The organism is Streptomyces sp. ITFR-16, assembly GCF_031844705.1.
Classification (GTDB): domain Bacteria; phylum Actinomycetota; class Actinomycetes; order Streptomycetales; family Streptomycetaceae; genus Streptomyces.
This window is the reverse complement of the sequence record NZ_CP134609.1, coordinates 4,102,936-4,121,297: the sequence shown is the minus strand read 5'-3', so window position 1 is coordinate 4,121,297 and position 18,362 is coordinate 4,102,936. Positions and strand designations below refer to the sequence as shown.

General features: G+C 69.3%; 18 protein-coding genes and 1 tRNA gene. 9 read left to right on the top strand and 10 right to left on the bottom strand.

Annotated elements, in window-relative coordinates; genetic code table 11:
* Nucleotides 1–9: 9 nt before the first annotated feature.
* Together RLT58_RS18210 and RLT58_RS18205 are read right to left on the bottom strand one after the other, a co-directional pair.
* Entirely contained in the window at nucleotides 10–1,461 is a 1,452-nt protein-coding gene (locus RLT58_RS18210) for a DUF2252 domain-containing protein (RefSeq protein WP_311311438.1), read from the bottom strand.
* 163 nt (nucleotides 1,462–1,624) lie between these two features.
* Entirely contained in the window at nucleotides 1,625–2,704 is a 1,080-nt protein-coding gene (locus RLT58_RS18205; protein WP_311311437.1) for an ABC-2 transporter permease, read from the bottom strand.
* Nucleotides 2,705–2,806: 102 nt separating this feature from the next.
* Between RLT58_RS18205 and RLT58_RS18200 the strand changes: the two genes are divergently transcribed.
* A complete protein-coding gene (locus RLT58_RS18200; RefSeq protein ID WP_311311436.1) occupies nucleotides 2,807–3,271 on the top strand; it encodes a MarR family winged helix-turn-helix transcriptional regulator in 465 nt (154 codons plus the stop codon).
* A 9-nt stretch (nucleotides 3,272–3,280) separates the two neighbouring features.
* Here RLT58_RS18200 and RLT58_RS18195 read toward each other — a convergent pair whose 3' ends face one another.
* Complete coding sequence (locus RLT58_RS18195; protein ID WP_311311435.1) at nucleotides 3,281–3,628, bottom strand: winged helix-turn-helix transcriptional regulator; 348 nt, start codon at nucleotides 3,626–3,628, stop codon at nucleotides 3,281–3,283.
* A gap of 127 nt (nucleotides 3,629–3,755) precedes the next feature.
* Between RLT58_RS18195 and RLT58_RS18190 the strand changes: the two genes are divergently transcribed.
* Nucleotides 3,756–4,367 carry an FMN-dependent NADH-azoreductase gene (locus tag RLT58_RS18190; RefSeq protein WP_311311434.1) on the top strand — a complete coding sequence of 204 codons (612 nt, stop codon included), beginning with the start codon at nucleotides 3,756–3,758 and terminating at the stop codon, nucleotides 4,365–4,367.
* Nucleotides 4,368–4,559: 192 nt separating this feature from the next.
* Here RLT58_RS18190 and RLT58_RS18185 read toward each other — a convergent pair.
* A tRNA-Leu gene (locus tag RLT58_RS18185) sits at nucleotides 4,560–4,642 on the bottom strand.
* 316 nt (nucleotides 4,643–4,958) lie between these two features.
* Between RLT58_RS18185 and RLT58_RS18180 the strand changes: the two genes are divergently transcribed.
* The 6 genes from RLT58_RS18180 to pknB all read left to right on the top strand — a co-directional run bounded on the left by RLT58_RS18180 (nucleotide 4,959) and on the right by pknB (nucleotide 13,080).
* On the top strand, nucleotides 4,959–5,837 hold the full coding sequence (locus tag RLT58_RS18180; RefSeq protein WP_311311433.1) for an FHA domain-containing protein: 879 nt from the start codon (nucleotides 4,959–4,961) through the stop codon (nucleotides 5,835–5,837).
* Between the two features lie 10 nt (nucleotides 5,838–5,847).
* Nucleotides 5,848–6,363 carry an FHA domain-containing protein FhaB/FipA gene (locus RLT58_RS18175; protein WP_311311432.1) on the top strand — a complete coding sequence of 172 codons (516 nt, stop codon included), beginning with the start codon at nucleotides 5,848–5,850 and terminating at the stop codon, nucleotides 6,361–6,363.
* Nucleotides 6,364–6,492: 129 nt separating this feature from the next.
* Nucleotides 6,493–8,004 (top strand): Stp1/IreP family PP2C-type Ser/Thr phosphatase, encoded by a 1,512-nt coding sequence (locus RLT58_RS18170; RefSeq protein ID WP_311311431.1) that lies wholly within the window; start codon nucleotides 6,493–6,495, stop codon nucleotides 8,002–8,004.
* A 23-nt stretch (nucleotides 8,005–8,027) separates the two neighbouring features.
* Complete coding sequence (locus RLT58_RS18165) at nucleotides 8,028–9,440, top strand: FtsW/RodA/SpoVE family cell cycle protein (protein ID WP_311311430.1); 1,413 nt, start codon at nucleotides 8,028–8,030, stop codon at nucleotides 9,438–9,440.
* Nucleotides 9,437–10,897, top strand: coding sequence for a penicillin-binding transpeptidase domain-containing protein (locus RLT58_RS18160; RefSeq protein WP_311311429.1), 1,461 nt, complete (start codon nucleotides 9,437–9,439; stop codon nucleotides 10,895–10,897). Before RLT58_RS18165 ends, RLT58_RS18160 begins: the two co-directional genes overlap by 4 nt.
* 179 nt (nucleotides 10,898–11,076) lie before the next feature.
* Nucleotides 11,077–13,080, top strand: coding sequence for a Stk1 family PASTA domain-containing Ser/Thr kinase (gene pknB / locus RLT58_RS18155; protein ID WP_311311428.1), 2,004 nt, complete (start codon nucleotides 11,077–11,079; stop codon nucleotides 13,078–13,080).
* A gap of 73 nt (nucleotides 13,081–13,153) precedes the next feature.
* Here the strand turns inward: pknB and RLT58_RS18150 are convergent, their stop codons facing one another.
* Genes RLT58_RS18150 through RLT58_RS18125 form a run of 6 tightly spaced genes read right to left on the bottom strand, consistent with a single transcriptional unit; the run spans nucleotide 13,154 to nucleotide 17,661 of the window.
* Complete coding sequence (locus RLT58_RS18150; RefSeq protein WP_311311427.1) at nucleotides 13,154–13,882, bottom strand: class E sortase; 729 nt, start codon at nucleotides 13,880–13,882, stop codon at nucleotides 13,154–13,156.
* Between the two features lie 34 nt (nucleotides 13,883–13,916).
* Complete coding sequence (locus RLT58_RS18145; protein ID WP_311311426.1) at nucleotides 13,917–15,290, bottom strand: class E sortase; 1,374 nt, start codon at nucleotides 15,288–15,290, stop codon at nucleotides 13,917–13,919.
* On the bottom strand, nucleotides 15,287–15,925 hold the full coding sequence (locus tag RLT58_RS18140) for an aminodeoxychorismate/anthranilate synthase component II (protein ID WP_311311425.1): 639 nt from the start codon (nucleotides 15,923–15,925) through the stop codon (nucleotides 15,287–15,289). The genes RLT58_RS18145 and RLT58_RS18140 overlap by 4 nt, the downstream gene beginning before the upstream one ends.
* Nucleotides 15,922–16,104 (bottom strand): hypothetical protein, encoded by a 183-nt coding sequence (locus RLT58_RS18135; protein WP_311311424.1) that lies wholly within the window; start codon nucleotides 16,102–16,104, stop codon nucleotides 15,922–15,924. Before RLT58_RS18135 ends, RLT58_RS18140 begins: the two co-directional genes overlap by 4 nt.
* A gap of 56 nt (nucleotides 16,105–16,160) precedes the next feature.
* On the bottom strand, nucleotides 16,161–16,868 hold the full coding sequence (locus tag RLT58_RS18130) for a class E sortase (RefSeq protein WP_311311423.1): 708 nt from the start codon (nucleotides 16,866–16,868) through the stop codon (nucleotides 16,161–16,163).
* 25 nt (nucleotides 16,869–16,893) lie between these two features.
* Complete coding sequence (locus tag RLT58_RS18125) at nucleotides 16,894–17,661, bottom strand: DUF881 domain-containing protein (protein WP_311311422.1); 768 nt, start codon at nucleotides 17,659–17,661, stop codon at nucleotides 16,894–16,896.
* 141 nt (nucleotides 17,662–17,802) lie between these two features.
* Between RLT58_RS18125 and crgA the strand changes: the two genes are divergently transcribed.
* A complete protein-coding gene (gene crgA / locus RLT58_RS18120; RefSeq protein ID WP_018522107.1) occupies nucleotides 17,803–18,057 on the top strand; it encodes a cell division protein CrgA in 255 nt (84 codons plus the stop codon).
* Nucleotides 18,058–18,362: the final 305 nt, after the last annotated feature.

Sequence of the window (18,362 nt, the reverse complement as noted above, 5' to 3'; positions counted from 1 at the left end):
GAACGGACCTCACACCCCCAGCTCGGCGGCTATCCGGCCCGCCCCCACGGCCCGCACCAGATCCGCGTGATCGGCCTCGGTGCGGTCCGCGTACGTCACGGCGAACGATGCCATCGCCTCGTCCAGCTCGTCGTTCTTCCCGCAGTAGCCCGCGATCAGCCGGGGATCGGCGCTGTGTGCGTGGGCCCGCGCCAGCAGCGCCCCCGTCATCCGGCCGTAGTCGTCGACCTGGTCGGCCGCCAGGGCCGCCGGATCCACGCTGCCCTTGCGATTCCTGAACTGCCGGACCTGGAACGGCCGCCCGTCCACCGTGGTCCACCCCAGCAGGATGTCGCTGACGACCTGCATCCTCTTCTGTCCGAACACCACCCGGCGCCCCTCGTGCGCCACCTCCGGCACATCGAACCCCGCGGCGGCCAGATGCGGCCCCAGCACGGAGGGCCTGGCCTCCTTCACCTGGAGCACCAGCGGCTCGCCCCGGTGGTCCAGCAGCAGCACCACGTACGAGCGGGTGCCCACGCTCCCCGTGCCGACCACCCGGAACGCCACATCGTGGATCGCGTACCGGGCCAGCAACGGGACCCGGTCCTCCGAGACCGTCCCCAGGTAGTCGCCGAGCCCCGCCGCCACGGCCGCAGCCTCCGCGTCCGGCACCCGGCGCAGCACCGGCGGCGCATCGACGAACCGGCGCCCGCCGTCCTCGCAGTCCTCCGTGGACTTCGCCGCGAACCGGGCGCTGGTATTGTTGCGGGCCTTCTCCGAGACCCGCTCCAGGGTCCCGAGCAGATCCCGGGCGTCGGTGTGCGAGACGAGTTCCTCGTCCGCGATGGCGTTCCACGCGTCGAGCGCGGGCATTCTGGCCAGCAGCCGCATCGTCCGCCGGTAGGCCCCCACCGTGTCGTACGCACCCCGGCGGCAGGTGGCCTCGTCCGCACCGGCCTCGCGGCCCGCGAGCACGATCGAGGTGGCCAGCCGCTTGAGGTCCCACTCCCACGGGCCGACGACGGTCTCGTCGAAGTCGTTCAGATCGATGACCAGGCTGCCCCGCGCATCGCCGTACAGCCCGAAGTTGGCCGCGTGCGCGTCACCGCAGAGCTGGGCGGTGACCCCGGTGACGGGCGTCCCCACCAGATCGTGGGCCATCAGCCCGGCCGAGCCCCGCAGAAAGGCGAACGGGGTGGCGGCCATCCGGCCCACCCGTATCGGGGTGAGCCCCGGCACCCGGCCCCGGTTGGACTCCTCGACCGCCCGCACCGCGTCGGGCCGGCCGGCGGGCTCCACCAGGCTGTCGTGCGAGGACCTGGGGACACGGTCGCGCAGCGCCTTGCCCGCGTCCTTCGGGGACTGCGGACCGCGTCCGTCCGCCGGGTCCTCCCGGCGGACGAACCCGGGCACCACCGGGATACGCACACCGTCCCGCCCGGCCCGCTGTACCGGCACTGTCGCTTCGATTCCGTCCATGGCGCGCAGCCTCCCCCGCCCTCACCCGGCGCAGCCGCGCGGCGCCCCGGCCCAACATCAACTGCCGATGACGTTACCGCCGTTCGCCGAAAGACGTCTGCCCCTGTGGACAACTGGACCGCACCCCTGTGGAAAACCCGGTCCGGCGCATCCTCGGCGCTGGTCAGACGCCCACGGCCTCCTCCAGCTCCTCCTCCAGCTCTTCCCTCGCCTCCGGTCCGGCGACTGTCTCCGGTGCCTTCTCCGGCACGGCCGCGACCCGGCGCCGGCGCTCGGCCAGACCCGCCAGGGCCGTCACCGCCAGGCCGGCCGCGAACCAGAGGGTGAGCACCAGCAGATGTCCGCCGAGCGCGTGCCCGCCGAAGTACACGTGGGCGCGTACCCCCTCGACGAAGCCCGCTCCGTTCCAGAAGGAGTGCAGCGCGCCGAAGAAGCCGGGCTGCAGCTCGGGCCGGAAGATCCCGCCGGAGCTGGTGAAGTTGAGCATGACGAACAACACCATGACGCCGAGCGTGGTCCACCGCTTGAGGAAGGTGTGCAGCCCGACTCCGATCAGCAGGATGCCCGCCGAGTAGAGCCATGCCATCGCCCAGAGGCCGCCGAGCCCGTGGTCCACGAGCCCGAACAGCGGCCCGGCGAACGCCGCGCCGATCAGGCTCACCACGAACGACGCACCGAGGGCAAGGGCCGCGCGGACCCGCAGCGCCAGCACCGCACCGGCTCCGCCGATCACGGCGACGGAGGCGTACGAACCGATGCTCACCGCGACCAGCAGGAAGAAGATGCCCTGCCCGGTCGGGTCGCCGCCCGCCGTGGGGGCCGTGTCCGTGACCTTCAGCGGGTCGCCCTGCCCGGCCGCCACCTGTGTGAAGACCTTCTCCACCACCGTCGCGCTGGTGTCCGACGAGGCGGTGGCGACCAGCAGCTCGGGGGCCTTGCCCGGAAGGTAGGCGCCGTAGCTCGCCTGCGTCCGCAGATGATCGACGGCCGTGGCGCGGTCGGGGACCGTACGCACGCTCAGCGCCCCGTCCCCCTTGTCCTGGAGCGTCTGCGCGAGCACCTGCGCACTCGGCCCCGAGCCGACCACGTCCACCCGCAGCTCGTGCGGCTGGGGGGCGTGGAACGCCCCGAGGTAGGCGAGCCCCATACCGACGCACATCAGCAGCGGCGTGACGAGGTGGCTCAGCACATGGCGCAGCGCGCCCGCGGTCGATGCGGATGCGCCGCTCGGGCCTGTGGACATGGGAGGACTCCAGATACTCGAGCAATATTCGACTCGATAGTTGGCTTTTACAACTCACATTCCGTTGTACTATACAACTGAACTTTCGAGGAAGGCGAGCCCGTGTCAGGCACCCCCGGAGAACGCGAGGAGTCGCTGGACGTCATCCAGCGCGAACTGACCGCCTTCGCACGCCGTGCGCGTGCCGCCGCGGCCCGGCTCCACCCGGAGCTTCCCCTGGTCTCGTACACCCTGCTGTCCCATATCGAGGACCAGCAGGGTTGCCGCGCGACGGACCTGGCCGCGCACTACATGCTCGACAAGTCCACGGTCAGCCGTCAGGTCAGCACGCTGGAGAAACTCGGCCTGGTCGAGCGCCACCCGGACCCGGACGACCACCGCATCCAGGTGCTGCACCCCACCGAGGCGGGCACCCGGGCCCTCGCCTCGACCCAGGCCAGCCGTCGCGCCGCCTATCAGGAACGGCTCGCGGAGTGGACGGCGGAAGACCTCGCCCGGTTCGCCGCCTACCTGCTGCGCTACAACACGACGGGCGACCCGGACACCCCCGGCCCGCCGGCCACCTGAGCCGCACGGCTAACAGTCGCCGAGGTCGTCCTTGAGGTGCGCCTCGGCCCAGCGCCCCAGCTCCTTGAGCGCGGGCTCCATCGCGGCACCGGCCTGCGTCAGGCGGTACGAGACCCTCAGCGGCGGCCCCTCGTCGACCTCACGGACCACCAGGCCCGCCGCCCCCAGTTCGGACAGCCGGTCGGAGAGCATGCGCTCACTGATGCCCGGGATCGCCCGCCGCAGATCGGCGAAGTGCACCGGCTGCTGCAGCAGCACGGAGACGATCGGCCCCGTCCAGCGCTTGCCGAACAGCCCGAAGACGCGGCTGATGCCCACATCGACCTGCCGGCACGCCTTCTCGCTGTGATCCGCCATACGCCCAGGGTACTGCGTCGGCGTGATGGACTTACGAAAAGTAAGGCCCTATGTTATTACTAGGTACATACGAAACTTCGGGTCTTTCGACCGGCCCGTCACCGCTCCGAAATTTGTGGAGATCCCCATGGCCACACTCCTGCACCTCGACTCCGCCGTCTCCCCCGAGGGCTCCTCGTCGCGCGAGGTCACCGCCGCATTCGTCCGGACCTGGCGCGAGCAGCACCCCGACGGCAAGGTCGTCTACCGCGACCTCGCGGCCGAGCCGCTGCCGCACCTGGACGCCGCGGCCTTCACCGCCGGCGTGGAGCACCCGCTGCGCGGCGAGCTCGCCGCCGAGCTGGCCGCCGCGGACGCCGTCCTGATCGGCGCCCCGATGTACAACTTCACGATTCCGTCGACGCTGAAGGCCTGGCTCGACCACGTGATCATCGTCGGCCACAACATCGGGCCCGACAGCCCGATCGCCGGCACCCCGTTCACCGTCGTCGCCAGCCGCGGCGGCTCCTACGCCCCGGGCACCCCGCGCGAGGGCGCCGAGTTCGTCCAGAACTACCTGGCGACGCTGCTGACGTCGATGTTCGGCGCCGAGGTCGACTTCATCGTCCCGGAGCTGACCCTCGCCCGCACCAACGCACAGATGGCCGAGCTGATCCCGCTCGCCGACGCCTCCCGCGCCAAGGCGTTCGAGGACGCCACCGAGAAGGCCAAGGCGCTGGCCGCCCGGCTCGCCGCCTGACACCGGCCCACCCTCCCCGGGCACGAACCGGGCGTTTCACGTGAAACCAAGCTGTCCCCGCTCCGGGCCCGGAGCGGGGACAGCTGCCGTGTCCGCACGGACAGACATGCCCGGAACCGGGAACAGACCGAGGACACCTCGGGGGAAACTGAAGAAGCCCCACAGGCCAAGGCCTGCGGGGCTTCCTTCTTGTGCGCGAGGGGGGATTTGAACCCCCACGTCCCTAAGGACACTGGCACCTGAAGCCAGCGCGTCTGCCGTTCCGCCACTCGCGCATGAGTGGTGTTTCCAGACTCTCTCACTTGTTGGTGCGAGCGCCTGGCGACATCCGGAAGATTAGCACGCTGGACAGGGTGGATTCACATCCGTTGTTTTGGCGAAGACCTGAGGGGAACCGGGAACCCGCAGCGGTCGCCCCCCACTCCTCCTGAGTGCACCCAAGGTGCGGGACACTGTCAGGAAGCCCCCTCTACGATCCGTGTGAGGGGGGACACTCGTCCACAGTGCAGACAAGGGGAACCAGCCGATTTCCCGACGCGTGGATACGATCAGTAAGCAGTACAGGGACGACGACACCGGAGGAGGTGCCCCATGGGAGTCATGAAGCGTTTCGAGCAGCGTCTCGAAGGTCTGGTCAATGGCACTTTCGCCAAGGTCTTCAAGTCCGAGGTCCAGCCGGTCGAGATCGCGGGTGCCCTCCAGCGGGAGTGCGACAACAACGCCACCATCTGGAACCGCGAGCGGACCGTCGTCCCCAACGACTTCATCGTCGAGCTCAGCGCCCCCGACTACGAGCGCCTCAGCCCGTACTCCGGTCAGCTGGGCGACGAGCTCTCCGGACTCGTCCGGGACTACGCCAAGCAGCAGCGCTACACCTTCATGGGCCCCATCAAGGTCCATCTCGAAAAGGCCGAGGACCTCGACACCGGTCTGTACCGGGTACGCAGCCGCACCCTGGCGTCGAGTTCGTCACAGGCCCAGGGCGGCCAGCAGGCGTTCCAGAACCACCCGGGAGAGGCCCCTCCGGCCCGCCCCGGCCATGGACGCCCCAGCGCCCCGCAGGCCCCGGGTGGCTACGGCTACCCGCCGGCCTCCGCTCCGCCCATGCCCGCGGCACCGCCGCCGGGCGGCGGCCGTCCCGGACCCGACCGGCGCCCGCCGGCCACCCCCAGCCCCCTGCCGAGCACGCAGGTGCGACGCTGGATCGAGATCAACGGCACCCGCCATCAGATCTCCCGCCCGACGCTGGTGATGGGACGCAGCACCGACGCCGACGTGCGGATCGACGACCCCGGCGTATCCCGCCGGCACTGTGAGATTCGGACCGGAACGCCCTCGACGATCCAGGATCTCGGGTCTACCAACGGCATCGTGGTAGACGGGCAGCACACAACCCGCGCTACGCTCCGCGACGGCTCGCGGATCGTCGTGGGCAGCACCACCATCGTTTACCGGCAAGCCGAAGGGTGAAGCGGGGGCAATGTCAGAGCTGACCCTGACGGTCATGCGGCTAGGTTTCCTGGCTGTTCTGTGGCTGTTCGTGATCGTGGCCGTCCAGGTCATTCGCAGTGACCTGTTCGGAACGCGCGTCACGCAGCGCGGCTCACGCCGCACTGCGACCGACGCACGGCCTCCACAGGCACGCCAAGCCGCTGCGGCACCGCCGCAGCAACGCCAGCAGCCCGGGCGCCAGCGCCGGGGGGCACCGACCAAGCTGGTCGTTTCCGAGGGCACGCTCACCGGAACCACGGTGGCGCTCCAGGGGCAGACCATCACGCTGGGCCGGGCCCATGATTCAACGATCGTGCTGGACGACGACTACGCGTCCAGCAGGCATGCCAGGATCTACCCCGACCGTGACGGCCAGTGGATCGTCGAGGATCTCGGGTCCACCAACGGCACGTATCTGGACCGGACCCGTCTCACCACCCCGACGCCTGTTCCGCTGGGCGCGCCGATCCGGATCGGCAAGACCGTCATCGAGCTGCGGAAGTAGTACGACAATGAGCGAGCGGAGCGAGCGAGCCGCGGCGGCCCGGGCATCGGACCCGGCCGGGCTCCCGACCGGAGGGTGGGCAGTGTGGCTCGAGACCGGCTGTACCCCGAACCGACGGGCGAGGTGCGCATGAGTCTTTCCCTGCGCTTCGCCGCCGGATCGCACAAGGGCATGATCCGCGAGGGCAACGAGGACTCCGGCTACGCCGGTCCCCGCCTTCTCGCGATCGCCGACGGCATGGGCGGCCAGGCGGCCGGTGAGGTCGCCAGCTCCGAGGTGATCTCCACGCTCGTCCAGCTCGACGACGACGTGCCGGGCTCCGACATCCTCACCTCGCTCGGTACGGCGGTCCAGCGGGCCAACGACCAGCTGCGGATGATGGTCGAGGAGGACCCCCAGCTCGAGGGCATGGGCACCACGCTCACCGCCCTGCTGTGGACCGGTCAGCGCCTCGGCCTCGTCCACGTCGGCGACTCACGTGCGTACCTGCTGCGCGACGGTGTGCTGACCCAGATCACGCAGGACCACACGTGGGTCCAGCGCCTGGTCGACGAGGGCCGGATCACCGAGGAGGAGGCCACCACCCATCCGCAGCGCTCCCTGCTGATGCGCGCGCTGGGCAGTGGCGACCATGTCGAACCCGACCTCTCCATCCGTGAGGTCCGGGCCGGCGACCGCTATCTGATCTGCTCCGACGGGCTCTCCGGAGTCGTCTCCCACCAGACGATGGAGGAGACGCTCGCCAGCTACCAGGGCCCCCAGGAGACCATCCAGGACCTGATCCAGCTCGCCCTGCGCGGCGGCGGACCGGACAACATCACCTGCATCGTCGCGGACGTCCTCGACGTCGACAACAGCAACGACACCCTGGCCGGGCAGCTCAACGACACCCCGGTCATCGTCGGCGCGGTCGCGGAGAACCAGGCCGCCCAGCTGAACGACGGCGGCGCGATGGAGACCCCCGCCGGACGCGCGGCCGGTCTCGGCCGCCCCGTCCCGCCGCCCTCCGGCGGCTTCGGCCCGCCCGGCAGCGGTGACGACATCGGCTTCGGCGGAACGCCGGACGGGTCCTTCGGGTCCTACTCCGACGACGACTTCGTGAAGCCCGGCGGCGGCCGCAAGTGGCTCAAGCGGTCCCTGTACATCGTGCTCGCGCTGGCCGTCATCGGCGGCGGTCTGTACGGCGGTTACCGCTGGACCCAGACCCAGTTCTACGTCGGCGCGAAGAACGACAACGTCGCGCTGTACCGGGGCATCAGCCAGGACCTCGCCTGGGTCTCGCTCTCGAAGGTCGAGAAGGACCACCCCGAGATCGAACTCAAGTACCTCCCGCCCTACCAGCGCAAGCGGGTCGAGGCGACGATCGCCGAGGGCAGCCTCGCCGACGCCCGCGAGAAGATCACCGAGCTCTCCACCCAGGCATCCGCCTGCAAGAAGGACGCGCAGCGCCGCGCGGCCGAGGAGAACGCCCGGAGCGACGAGGGCCAGGCGGCCGGCACGGACACCGATGCCACCAAGACGTCGAAGACGTCCAAGAAGTCCGGCGACACCAAGACCGAGCAGACTTCCGCGACTCCCACTCCTGGTCCCAGCCTCTCGGAGGAAGAGAAAAAGCTGGTCCCGCAGTGCGGTAAGCAGTAAAGCCGTAGGGGGCCTTCAGCACCATGAGCGTTGTCACCAACACGACCACGATCGGCGCGATCGACGCACCGAGCCGGCGCAACACCGAACTGATGATGATGGTCTTCGCCATCGCCGTCTCGGTGTTCGCCTACGCCAACGTGGGCCTGGCCATCGACGGCACACTGCCCTCGGGCATGTTCGGATACGGCCTCGGCCTGGTCCTGCTCGGCGGCGTGGCCCATCTCGTGGTGCGCAAGTTCGCGCCGTACGCGGATCCGCTGCTGCTGCCGCTGGCCACCCTGCTCAACGGACTGGGCCTGGTGCTGATCTGGCGGCTCGACCAGTCGCCGAAGCTGATCAGGGACGCGAAGAACCTCTACGGGGTGTTCACGCCGTCCGCGCCCCGGCAGCTGATGTACTCCGCGATCGGGGTGGCGCTCTTCGTCGGCGTGCTGATGCTGCTCAAGGACCACCGCATCCTGCAGCGCTACACGTACATCTCCATGGTGGGCGCGCTGATCCTGCTGATCCTGCCGATGTTCTTCCCGGCCAAGTTCGGCGCCAAGATCTGGATCAACATCGCCGGTTTCTCCATCCAGCCCGGAGAGTTCGCGAAGATCATCATCGCGATCTTCTTCGCGGGCTATCTCATGGTCAAACGCGATGCGCTGGCCCTCGCCAGCCGCCGGTTCATGGGGCTTTACCTTCCGCGCGGCCGTGACCTGGGACCGATCCTCGTCATCTGGGTCCTGTCGATCCTGATCCTCGTCTTCGAGACCGACCTCGGAACGTCCCTGCTCTTCTTCGGCCTCTTCGTGATCATGCTGTACGTCGCGACGGAGCGGACCAGCTGGATCGTCTTCGGTCTGCTGATGTCCGCCGCCGGCGCGGTGGGCGTCTCCACCTTCGAGTCCCACGTCCAGCAGCGTGTGACCGCGTGGATGGACCCCTTCGCCTGCTACCAGACGGACGGCGCCTGCGAGCAGATCGGCAACGCCATCATGTCCTTCGGGTCGGGCGGCACGCTCGGCACCGGCTGGGGCCAGGGCCACTCCGACCTCATCGGCTTCGCCGCCAACGCCGACTTCATCCTCTCCACCGTCGGTGAGGAGCTCGGACTCGCCGGAATGATGGCCGTCCTGCTGATCTACGGCCTCATCGTCGAGCGCGGCGTCCGTACGGCGCTCGCCGCCCGCGACCCGTTCGGCAAGCTGCTCGCGATCGGCCTCTCCGGCGCCTTCGCCATCCAGGTGTTCGTGGTCGCCGGCGGTGTCATGGGCCTCATCCCGCTGACCGGTATGACGATGCCGTTCCTCGCCGCCGGTGGTTCGTCCGTGATCGCCAACTGGGCCCTGATCGGGATCCTGATCAGGATCAGTGACACGGCACGCCGCCCGGCACCCGCCCCCGCACCCACTTCCGACGCCGAAATGACCCAGGTGGTCCGACCGTGAACAAGCCTCTGCGCCGGATCGCGATCTTCTGCGGCGTGCTCATCTTCGCCCTGCTCGTACGGACCAACTATCTCCAGTACGTGAAGGCCGACGAGCTCAACACCCGGGACGAGAACCGCCGTGTCCGTATCGAGCGGTACGCGCACGAGCGGGGCAACATCATCGTGGACGGCGGCAAGTCCGTCACCGGGTCGGCCGAGACCAAGGACAGCGACTTCAAGTACAAGCGGGTCTGGAAGGACGGCCCCATGTGGGCGCCCGTCACCGGCTACTCCTCGCAGGCCTTCGGCGCCACCCAGCTGGAGAGCATCGAGGACGGCATCCTCACCGGCAACGACGACCAGCTCTTCTTCAACCGCACGATGTCGATGTTCACCGGCAAGGAGAAGCAGGGCGGCAACATCGTCACCACCCTGAACAGCGCCGCCCAGAAGGCCGCGTTCGACGGGCTCGGCAACCGGAAGGGCGCCGTCGCCGCCCTCGACCCGGAGACCGGTGCCATCCTGGCGCTCGCCAGCACGCCCTCGTACGACCCCTCCACCTTCGCGGGCAACAACAAGGCCGACACCAAGGCCTGGCAGTCGCTGCTGAAGGACAAGGACAAGCCGATGCTCAACCGGGCGTTGCGCGAGACCTACCCGCCCGGCTCGACCTTCAAGGTCGTCACCGCGGCCGCCGCCCTGGAGAACGGGCTCTACACGGACATCGACGAGGACACGAAGTCGCCGCTGCCCTGGCGCCTGCCGCAGACGAGCCAGAATCTGGACAACGAGGGCAACATCCCCTGCAAGGACGCCTCGCTCCGCAAGGCGCTGCGCTACTCCTGCAACAGCGTCTTCGGCAAGATCAGCGACGACCTGGGCAACCAGAAGATGATCGACGAGGCCAACAAGTTCGGCTTCAACGAGGAGATCTTCACCCCCGTCCGTACCGACGCCAGCGTGTACCCCAAGGACAACCGGCCGCAGAACGCCATGGCGGGCATCGGCCAGGCGTCCAACCGCGCCACCCCGCTCCAGATGGCCATGGTCGCCGCCGCCGTCGCCAACGACGGGAAGCTGATGCAGCCGTACATGGTGGCCCAGCGGCAGGCGCCCAGCCTGGACGTCATCTACTCGCACGAGAAGGAGGAGCTCAGCCGGCCGCTCTCCCCGGAGAACGCCCAGAAGCTCCAGGAGATGATGAAGACCGTCGTCGAGTCCGGCACGGGACAGAACGCGAAGATCGACGGCGTCACCGTCGGCGGCAAGACCGGTACCGCGCAGCACGGCCTCAACAACAGCGAGAAGCCGTACGCGTGGTTCATCTCCTACGCCAAGACCGACAGCGGCTCCCCGGTCGCCGTCGCCGTGGTGGTCGAGGACGGCGAGGCCAACCGTGACGACATCTCCGGTGGCGGCCTGGCCGCGCCCATCGCCAAGGCGGTCATGAAAGCGGTCATCGACAGCAAGAAGTGACGCATGAGGTGACGCCGCTCACACCGGACTCCAAATCTGCACATGGGGATACCGGTCGGATATCAGGTATTGCCTGCGGGCCGATCAGGTAGTGCGCGGCCGGTAGCGTATGCGCGAACAGCACACCGCCGGACCGCACACCGGTGCGGTCAGGACTGACGGAGAGGGCTGGAACAGTTATGGAAGAGCCGCGTCGCCTCGGCGGCCGGTACGAGCTGGGCTCGGTGCTCGGCCGTGGTGGCATGGCCGAGGTCTACCTCGCCCACGACACCCGGCTCGGACGCACCGTCGCTGTGAAGACGCTGCGGGCGGATCTCGCCCGCGACCCGTCCTTCCAGGCCCGGTTCCGCCGTGAGGCCCAGTCCGCCGCCTCGCTCAACCATCCGGCGATCGTCGCGGTGTACGACACCGGCGAGGACTACGTGGACGGGGTCTCGATCCCGTACATCGTCATGGAGTACGTCGACGGCTCGACGCTCAGGGAGCTGCTGCACTCGGGGCGCAGACTGCTTCCCGAGCGCACGCTCGAAATGACCGTCGGCATCCTCCAGGCGCTGGAGTACTCGCACCGCGCGGGCATCGTCCACCGTGACATCAAGCCGGCCAACGTCATGCTGACGCGCACCGGCCAGGTCAAGGTCATGGACTTCGGCATCGCGCGCGCCATGGGCGACTCCGGCATGACGATGACGCAGACCGCGGCGGTCATCGGCACCGCCCAGTACCTCTCCCCGGAGCAGGCCAAGGGCGAGCAGGTCGACGCACGGTCCGACCTGTACTCGACCGGCTGCCTGCTCTACGAGCTGCTGACGGTCCGGCCCCCGTTCATCGGTGACTCCCCTGTCGCCGTGGCCTACCAGCACGTCCGGGAAGAGCCTCAGCCGCCCAGCAACTTCGACCCCGAGATCACGCCCGAGATGGACGCGATCGTGCTGAAGGCCCTCACCAAGGACCCCGACTACCGCTACCAGTCGGCCGACGAGATGCGGGCCGACATCGAGGCCTGCCTCGACGGCCAGCCGGTCGCCGCCACGGCGGCGATGGGCGCGGCCGGTTACGGCGGCTACGACGGATACGGCAACGACCAGCCGACCACCGCCCTGCGCGCCGCGGACCAGAACGGCGAGCGCACCTCGATGCTGCCGCCGGTCAACCCGGACGACGGCGGCTACGGCTACGGCCAGGACGACCGTCCCGGCCGCCGGCGCCAGAACCAGAAGAAGAGCAACACCTCGACGATCCTGCTGGTCGTCGCCGGCGTCCTGGTGCTGATCGGCGCGATCCTCATCGGCAAGGCGGTCTTCGGCGGCGACGGCGGCGACAACAGCGCCTTCGACGTGCCCAACATGGTCGGCTCCACCGTCAAGGAGGCGCAGCGGCTCGCCGACAACGCGGACGTCGTGCTCAAGGTCGGTCCGAAGGAAGAGTGCAAGGACCAGCCCAAGGACAAGATCTGCCGCCAGACACCGACGGCGGAGGAGCAGATGAAGGAGCAGGAGACCGTCACAGTCTTCGTCTCCAGCGGCGCTCCGAAGGTCGACGTCCCGGACGTCACGGAGAAGTCCGAGGACAACGCCCGCAAGATCCTTGAGAAGAAGGGCTTCACGGTCTCCGTCACCTCGGTCGAGTCCGACGAGGCCGAGCCGAACACCGTCCTGGAGCAGACCCCGAAGGGCGACACCAAGGCCGAGGAGAACTCCGAGGTCAAGCTCAAGGTCGCCACGGAGAAGCTGCTCACCGTGCCTCCGGTGACCGGCCGGTCGTACGACGACGCGGTGGCCCAGCTGAAGGCGCTCGGCTTCACCAACATCGGCAGGTCCGACGTCGACAACGACAAGCCGGCGAACGAGGTGATCGGGCAGACCCCCGACGCGAACCAGAAGGTCGGCAAGGACTCCGCGATCATCCTCAAGGTGTCCAAGGGGCCCGCTCAGCCCGAGCAGGTCACCATCCCGGGCGACATCCTCAACAAGTCCTACCAGGACGTGAAGGCGCAGCTGGAGGGCATGGGCCTGGTGGTCGCGCTCGGTCCCGGCTCGGTCGACAAGCCGGACGCCAAGGTGGTCATGAGCAATCCGACGCCCAACACCCCGGTGGACAAGGGCAGCACGGTCACTCTGAACACCATCGAGGGCGGCGGCAACCTGTTCGGCGGTCTGAACGGACAGGACAGAGGCCACTGAGCACCCGCCACAGGCAGAGGGCCCTGGTCACCGCAGCGCGCGGCGGCCAGGGCCCTCTGCTCGTCCCGTCGTCTCAGCGCAGCTCGGCCGGCTTCGTACGGTCCCGGTCGACCTTCTCCGTACGGACGAGCTCGCCCCACACGATGTAGCGGTACTTCGACGTGAAGACCGGGGTGCAGGTCGTCAGCGTGATGTAGCGGCCGCCCTTCTTCGCGCCTGAGCCCTTCGGGACGGCCTTGAGGACGTCGACGTTGTACTTCGAGGTCTCCGGAAGCTCCTTGAAGACCTTGTAGACGTACCAGGTGTCCTTGGTCTCGAAGACGATCGCGTCCCCGGTCCGCACCTTGTCGATGTTGTGGAACTTCGCCCCGTGCCCGTCCCGGTGGGCGGCCAGCGTGAAGTTGCCCTCCTTGTCGGAGGGGAGCGCGGATTTCACCGGATCGGTGTAGTAGCCGGCGATGCCGTCGTTGAGGTTCTCGGTGTCGGTGCCCTTCTTGACGAGCACCTCGCCGTTCTTCATCGACGGGACGTGGAGGAAGCCGATGCCGTCCTTGGTGTCCAGCGCGCCCGGGCCGTCGGCCCAGCGGTCGCGGACGGTGTTGCCCTGTTTGCTCGCCTCCCGGTCGGCGAGCACGTTCGTCCACCACAGCGAGTAGACGACGAACAGGCCGAGCACCAGGCCTGCGGTGATGAGGAGTTCACCGAAGAAGCTGACCGCGGTGGCGAAGGGATGGCGCCCTCGGGGGCGCACCGGGGGCACGGACTCCTCGGTCTGCTCTTGGTCCTCGGTCGTCGCTGCCACCGCACCGTCCCTGTCGTGATGATGTCCAGCCCGTTCAGCCGACGAGCACGTCGGGCTTCCCCTTGCTGCGCGGCCGTTCGTCGACCATCTTGCCCCAGACGATCAAACGGTACGTACTCGTGAATTCCGGCGTACACGTCGTCAAGGTGATGTACCGGCCGGGCTTGGTGAAGCCGGACTGCGGCGGCACAGGGCCGATGACGGACACATTGGACGGCGAGGTCTGGGGCAGCACGCTCACCATCTCGTACGTGTAGTACGCCTCCCGCGTCTCGACGACGATCGGGTCGCCGGGGCGCAGCCGGTTGATGTAGCGGAACGGCTCGCCGTGCGTGTTGCGGTGGCCGGCCAGGGCGAAGTTGCCCTGCTTGGCGGACGGCATCGCCGTGCGCAGCGGCTCCTCGCCGTAGTGGCCGACCATGCCGCGGTCGAGGACCTTCTCCTTGCTGGTCCCCTCGGCGATCGGGGTGACCACGTCGAGCTTCGGGATGTGGATGATGGCGAAGCCCTCGCCGGGCTGGAAGGCCTCCGGCTTGCGGCCGCCCTTGGCCCAGTCGTCCTGGATCTTGTGGGTCTCCCGGCCGGCGATCTGGTCGGCGCGCACGTTCGTCCACCACAGCTGGTAGGTGACGAACAGCAGCATCAGGACGCCCAGCGAGATGAACAGCTCGCCGACCACCCGGCTGATGACGACCGCCGGGCTGTCCTTGGCGGCCTTGGCCGCCCGCCGCGCCTCGACGCGGGACATCGGCTTCGCCGGGGCCTCGCCCCCGGCGCCCGGCCGGGCCGCCGGTTCGCCGCGCCGCCGGCCCCGGCCCTTCGCCGCGCGGCGGCGTTCGGCCCGGCCGCCGGTGACGGGCTCGTCCTCCGCGCCGGCGGCACCGCTGTGGCCCTCCCCGGCCGGCTCGTCGCCTCCGGACACGGGCAAGGGCTCCGGCTCCGGGCGCGGCGCGGGCACCACCGGGCCGTCCGCGACCGTGCGCCGCAGATCCGCCGTGCGCAGCGCGACGGTCTCCTCGGTGCGCGGAGCGAGCGGCGGCTCGGCGGCGGGCGCCGGCACGGAGGCGCGCGGGGGCGTCGGCGCGGGTGTCGGGACGGGCGGCTGCCCGGAGGCAGGTGCGGGCGGCAGTACGGGCCCCTGGCGGCCGTACCAGTCCCGTTCGTAGCCCTCGGGGTCGTACCACTCGGGCGGGGGCTCCTGGGGCGCCTGTGGGCCCTGTGGGGCCTGCCCTCGGGGATCCTGTGCGGTGGGCTGCGGCGGCGGGGAGGCGTGCCGCCCCGGCAGCGGGTCGTTCAGCGGGTCCACCAACTGGTCGACCGCCGCCTCGAACGCGCCTGCGGCCTCGTACGCCCCCGGATCGTACGGGCCGTCCTGGCCGGTCTCGCGTCCGTGGCGGGGTGGGGTCACGCGACGGCCTTGCCCACCACCGGCGCGAGTCCCGCCGACCTCTCGACGGCTCCGGCGTCACCGCACTGCGCCAGCCAGTTGGCCAGCATCAGATGGCCGTGCTCGGTGAGCACCGACTCCGGGTGGAACTGCACCCCCTCGACAGCCAGCTCCCGGTGGCGCAGCCCCATGATGATGCCGTCGGCCGTCCGCGCGGTGACCTCCAGCTCATCGGGAACGGTGTCCGGTTCGGCGGCGAGCGAGTGGTAGCGGGTCGCGGTGAACGGGGAGGGCAGACCGGCGAAGACGCCCTTGCCCTCGTGGGTCACCGGGGAGGTCTTGCCGTGCAGCAGCTCGGGGGCGCGGTCCACGACACCGCCGTAGGCCACCGCCATCGACTGCATCCCCAGGCAGACGCCGAAGACCGGGACGCCGGTGGCCGCGCAGTGCCGCACCATGTCGACGCAGACACCCGCGTGCTCGGGCGTGCCGGGGCCGGGGGAGAGCAGGACGCCGTCGAAGCCGTCCTGGGCGTGGGCCGTGGTCACCTCGTCGTTGCGCAGCACCTCGCACTCGGCGCCGAGCTGGTAGAGGTACTGGACGAGGTTGAAGACGAAGCTGTCGTAGTTGTCGACGACGAGGATGCGGGCGCTCATCGGCCGGCCCCCGCCCCGCTCGCGCCGTCGACCGTCACATCGCCGAACGGAAGCAGCGGCTCCGCCCACGGGAAGACGTACTGGAACAGCGCATAGACGACCGCCAGGGCGAGCACGAGCGAAATGAACCCACGCACCCACACGTTGCCCGGCAGATGCCGCCAGATCCAGCCGTACATGCTGACCCCTCCATTCGGTACGGGACCAGACTAAAGGCCCGGGGCGGGCACGGGGGTCAGCTGTGGAAAGCTTCCGGTCTGCCGCCGGCCGCGGGGGCGGTCGCGTCTAGGTGTGCCCAGACGATCAGCCGGTGGCTGCTGCCCCATTCCGGATCACAGGTGGTCAGCGTCAGATAGCGGCCCGGCCCGTCGAAACCGGACTTGCGCGGCACCGGGTCGATGACACCGACATCGCCCGGCACCGTGCGGTACGGCCTCCGGTCGATCCGGTACGTGAACCAGGTAGTCCCGTCCGTCACCAGCACCGCGTCGCCGGGGCGCAGCTTCGGGAAGTCCTTGAACGGGTCGCCGTAGGTGCGGCGGTGCCCGGCCACCGCGAAATTGCCCGTCGCGCCGGGCGCGGCGGTGCCCCGGTAGTGGCCGAGCCCCTTCTGCAAGGTCCTGACCTCGGTGTTCTCCAGGACGGGCCACTCCCATCCCTTCCCGAAGCGGGGGATGTAGAGCATCGCGAACGGCTTTCCGTCCGGGTACGCCTTCGGGGCGGGAGGGTCGGCAGGGGCGGGCGACGCGGAGGGGGCGGGGACCGCGGGCGTGGACACCGGCTCGCGCGCCCACTGGCTCTGCAGGGTGTCGATCTGGCTCTCGGTCGCGCCGGCGGCCTTCACCCCGGTCCAGAACAGGACGTACACCACGAAGAGGATGATCAGCACCCCGGCCGTGATGCACAGCTCGCTGAACGTCCGCACGACCAGTCGCACCGACACCGGGCGGCCTCCCCGCAGCTGCTCGCTACTTCACCGGCTCCGCATAGTGGAGATCCACTGTGCCCGAGTAGCCGGGAAGAGTCACCGCCTCGTGCTCGTCGACTTTCCAGCCGAGCCCGTACGCCTTCACGTACAGCAGGTAGTTCTGGATCGCCGGGGAGGCGTTCAGCGCCCGCTGGAGCCTGCCGGGGTCGCCGACCGCGGTGATCTTGTACGGCGGCGAGTAGACCCGGCCCTGGAGGATCAGGGTGTTGCCGACGCAGCGCACCGCGCTGGTCGAGATCAGCCGCTGGTCCATGACCTTGATCCCCTTGGCGCCGCCCTGCCACAGCGCGTTGACGACGGCCTGGAGGTCCTGCTGGTGGATGACCAGGTCGTTGGGCTGCGGATCGGGGTAGCCGGGGCTCGCGGTGGCGTTCGGCGGGGCGTCGTTGAGGGTGACCGCCACGGCCCTGCCGGAGAGCTTGGTGGTGCCGGCGGCCCGCTCCAGCGCCCTGAGCCTGGCGTTCTCCGCCTTGCTGCTGCCGTTGTCGCGCTGGGCGAGGGTGTCGATGTCCTCGCGCACGGAAGCGGCGGACTCCTCGAGGGCCGCGTTCTTCTCGCTGCGCTGCTGGACGAGGTCGGAGAGCTTCAGCAGTGAGGAGTCGGTACGGATGTTGGTGCCCTTGGCCGTGTTCGCGCTCGTGACGAAGATGAGGCCGGCGAGGGCGAAAACGGCAGCGGTGAGCACTCTGACCGGATGCCGGAAGGTGCGCCGGACCGGCCCGGGGGGAGAGTCGGCAGAATTGCTCAACGTACCCTTATCTCCTTCGGCGCCACGGAAGCACTACGCTAACGGACGCCCGGGGGAGGCAGCATTCCCCCTCGCGCCCCGCCCCGGCGCCAGCCACAGTTCCCTGCGCGGTCACGCAGCGCATCGACAGGAGAGTTCCTCGTGCCGAAGTCACGTATCCGCAAGAAGGCCGACTTCACGCCGCCCCCGGCGAAGCAGGCAACCAACATAAAGCTGACCAACCGCAGTTGGGTCGCGCCGGTGATGCTGGCGCTGTTCCTGATCGGTCTGGCCTGGATCGTCGTCTTCTACGTCACCGACGGCGATCTGCCGATCAAGTCGCTCGGGAACTGGAACATCGTGGTCGGCTTCGGCTTCATCGCCGGCGGCTTCGGCGTCTCCACCCAGTGGAAGTAGCCCGCAGGGCCGCGTAGCACCACAGCGGGTACCGGTCCCGCAACCCTTGCCCTGAGTTACCCACAGCGTTATCCACAGGCGGGGGAAAAGGTCAGACGATCTGTGGATAACTCCTCGGATGTTGACGCCGGTGTGACTGCAGCCACCCCCGTCCGGGGGTGGAACGCCCCTTGTCCCTGCTGGAAAAACCCAGCTCAGCGACAAGGGGCACAGTTGTACCCACAGAATGCACAAGATCGGCTGCACGCTGTGGACAACTTCGATCACAAACGGTCCGGAGCGACCTGAGGACCCTGCCCCGGGCC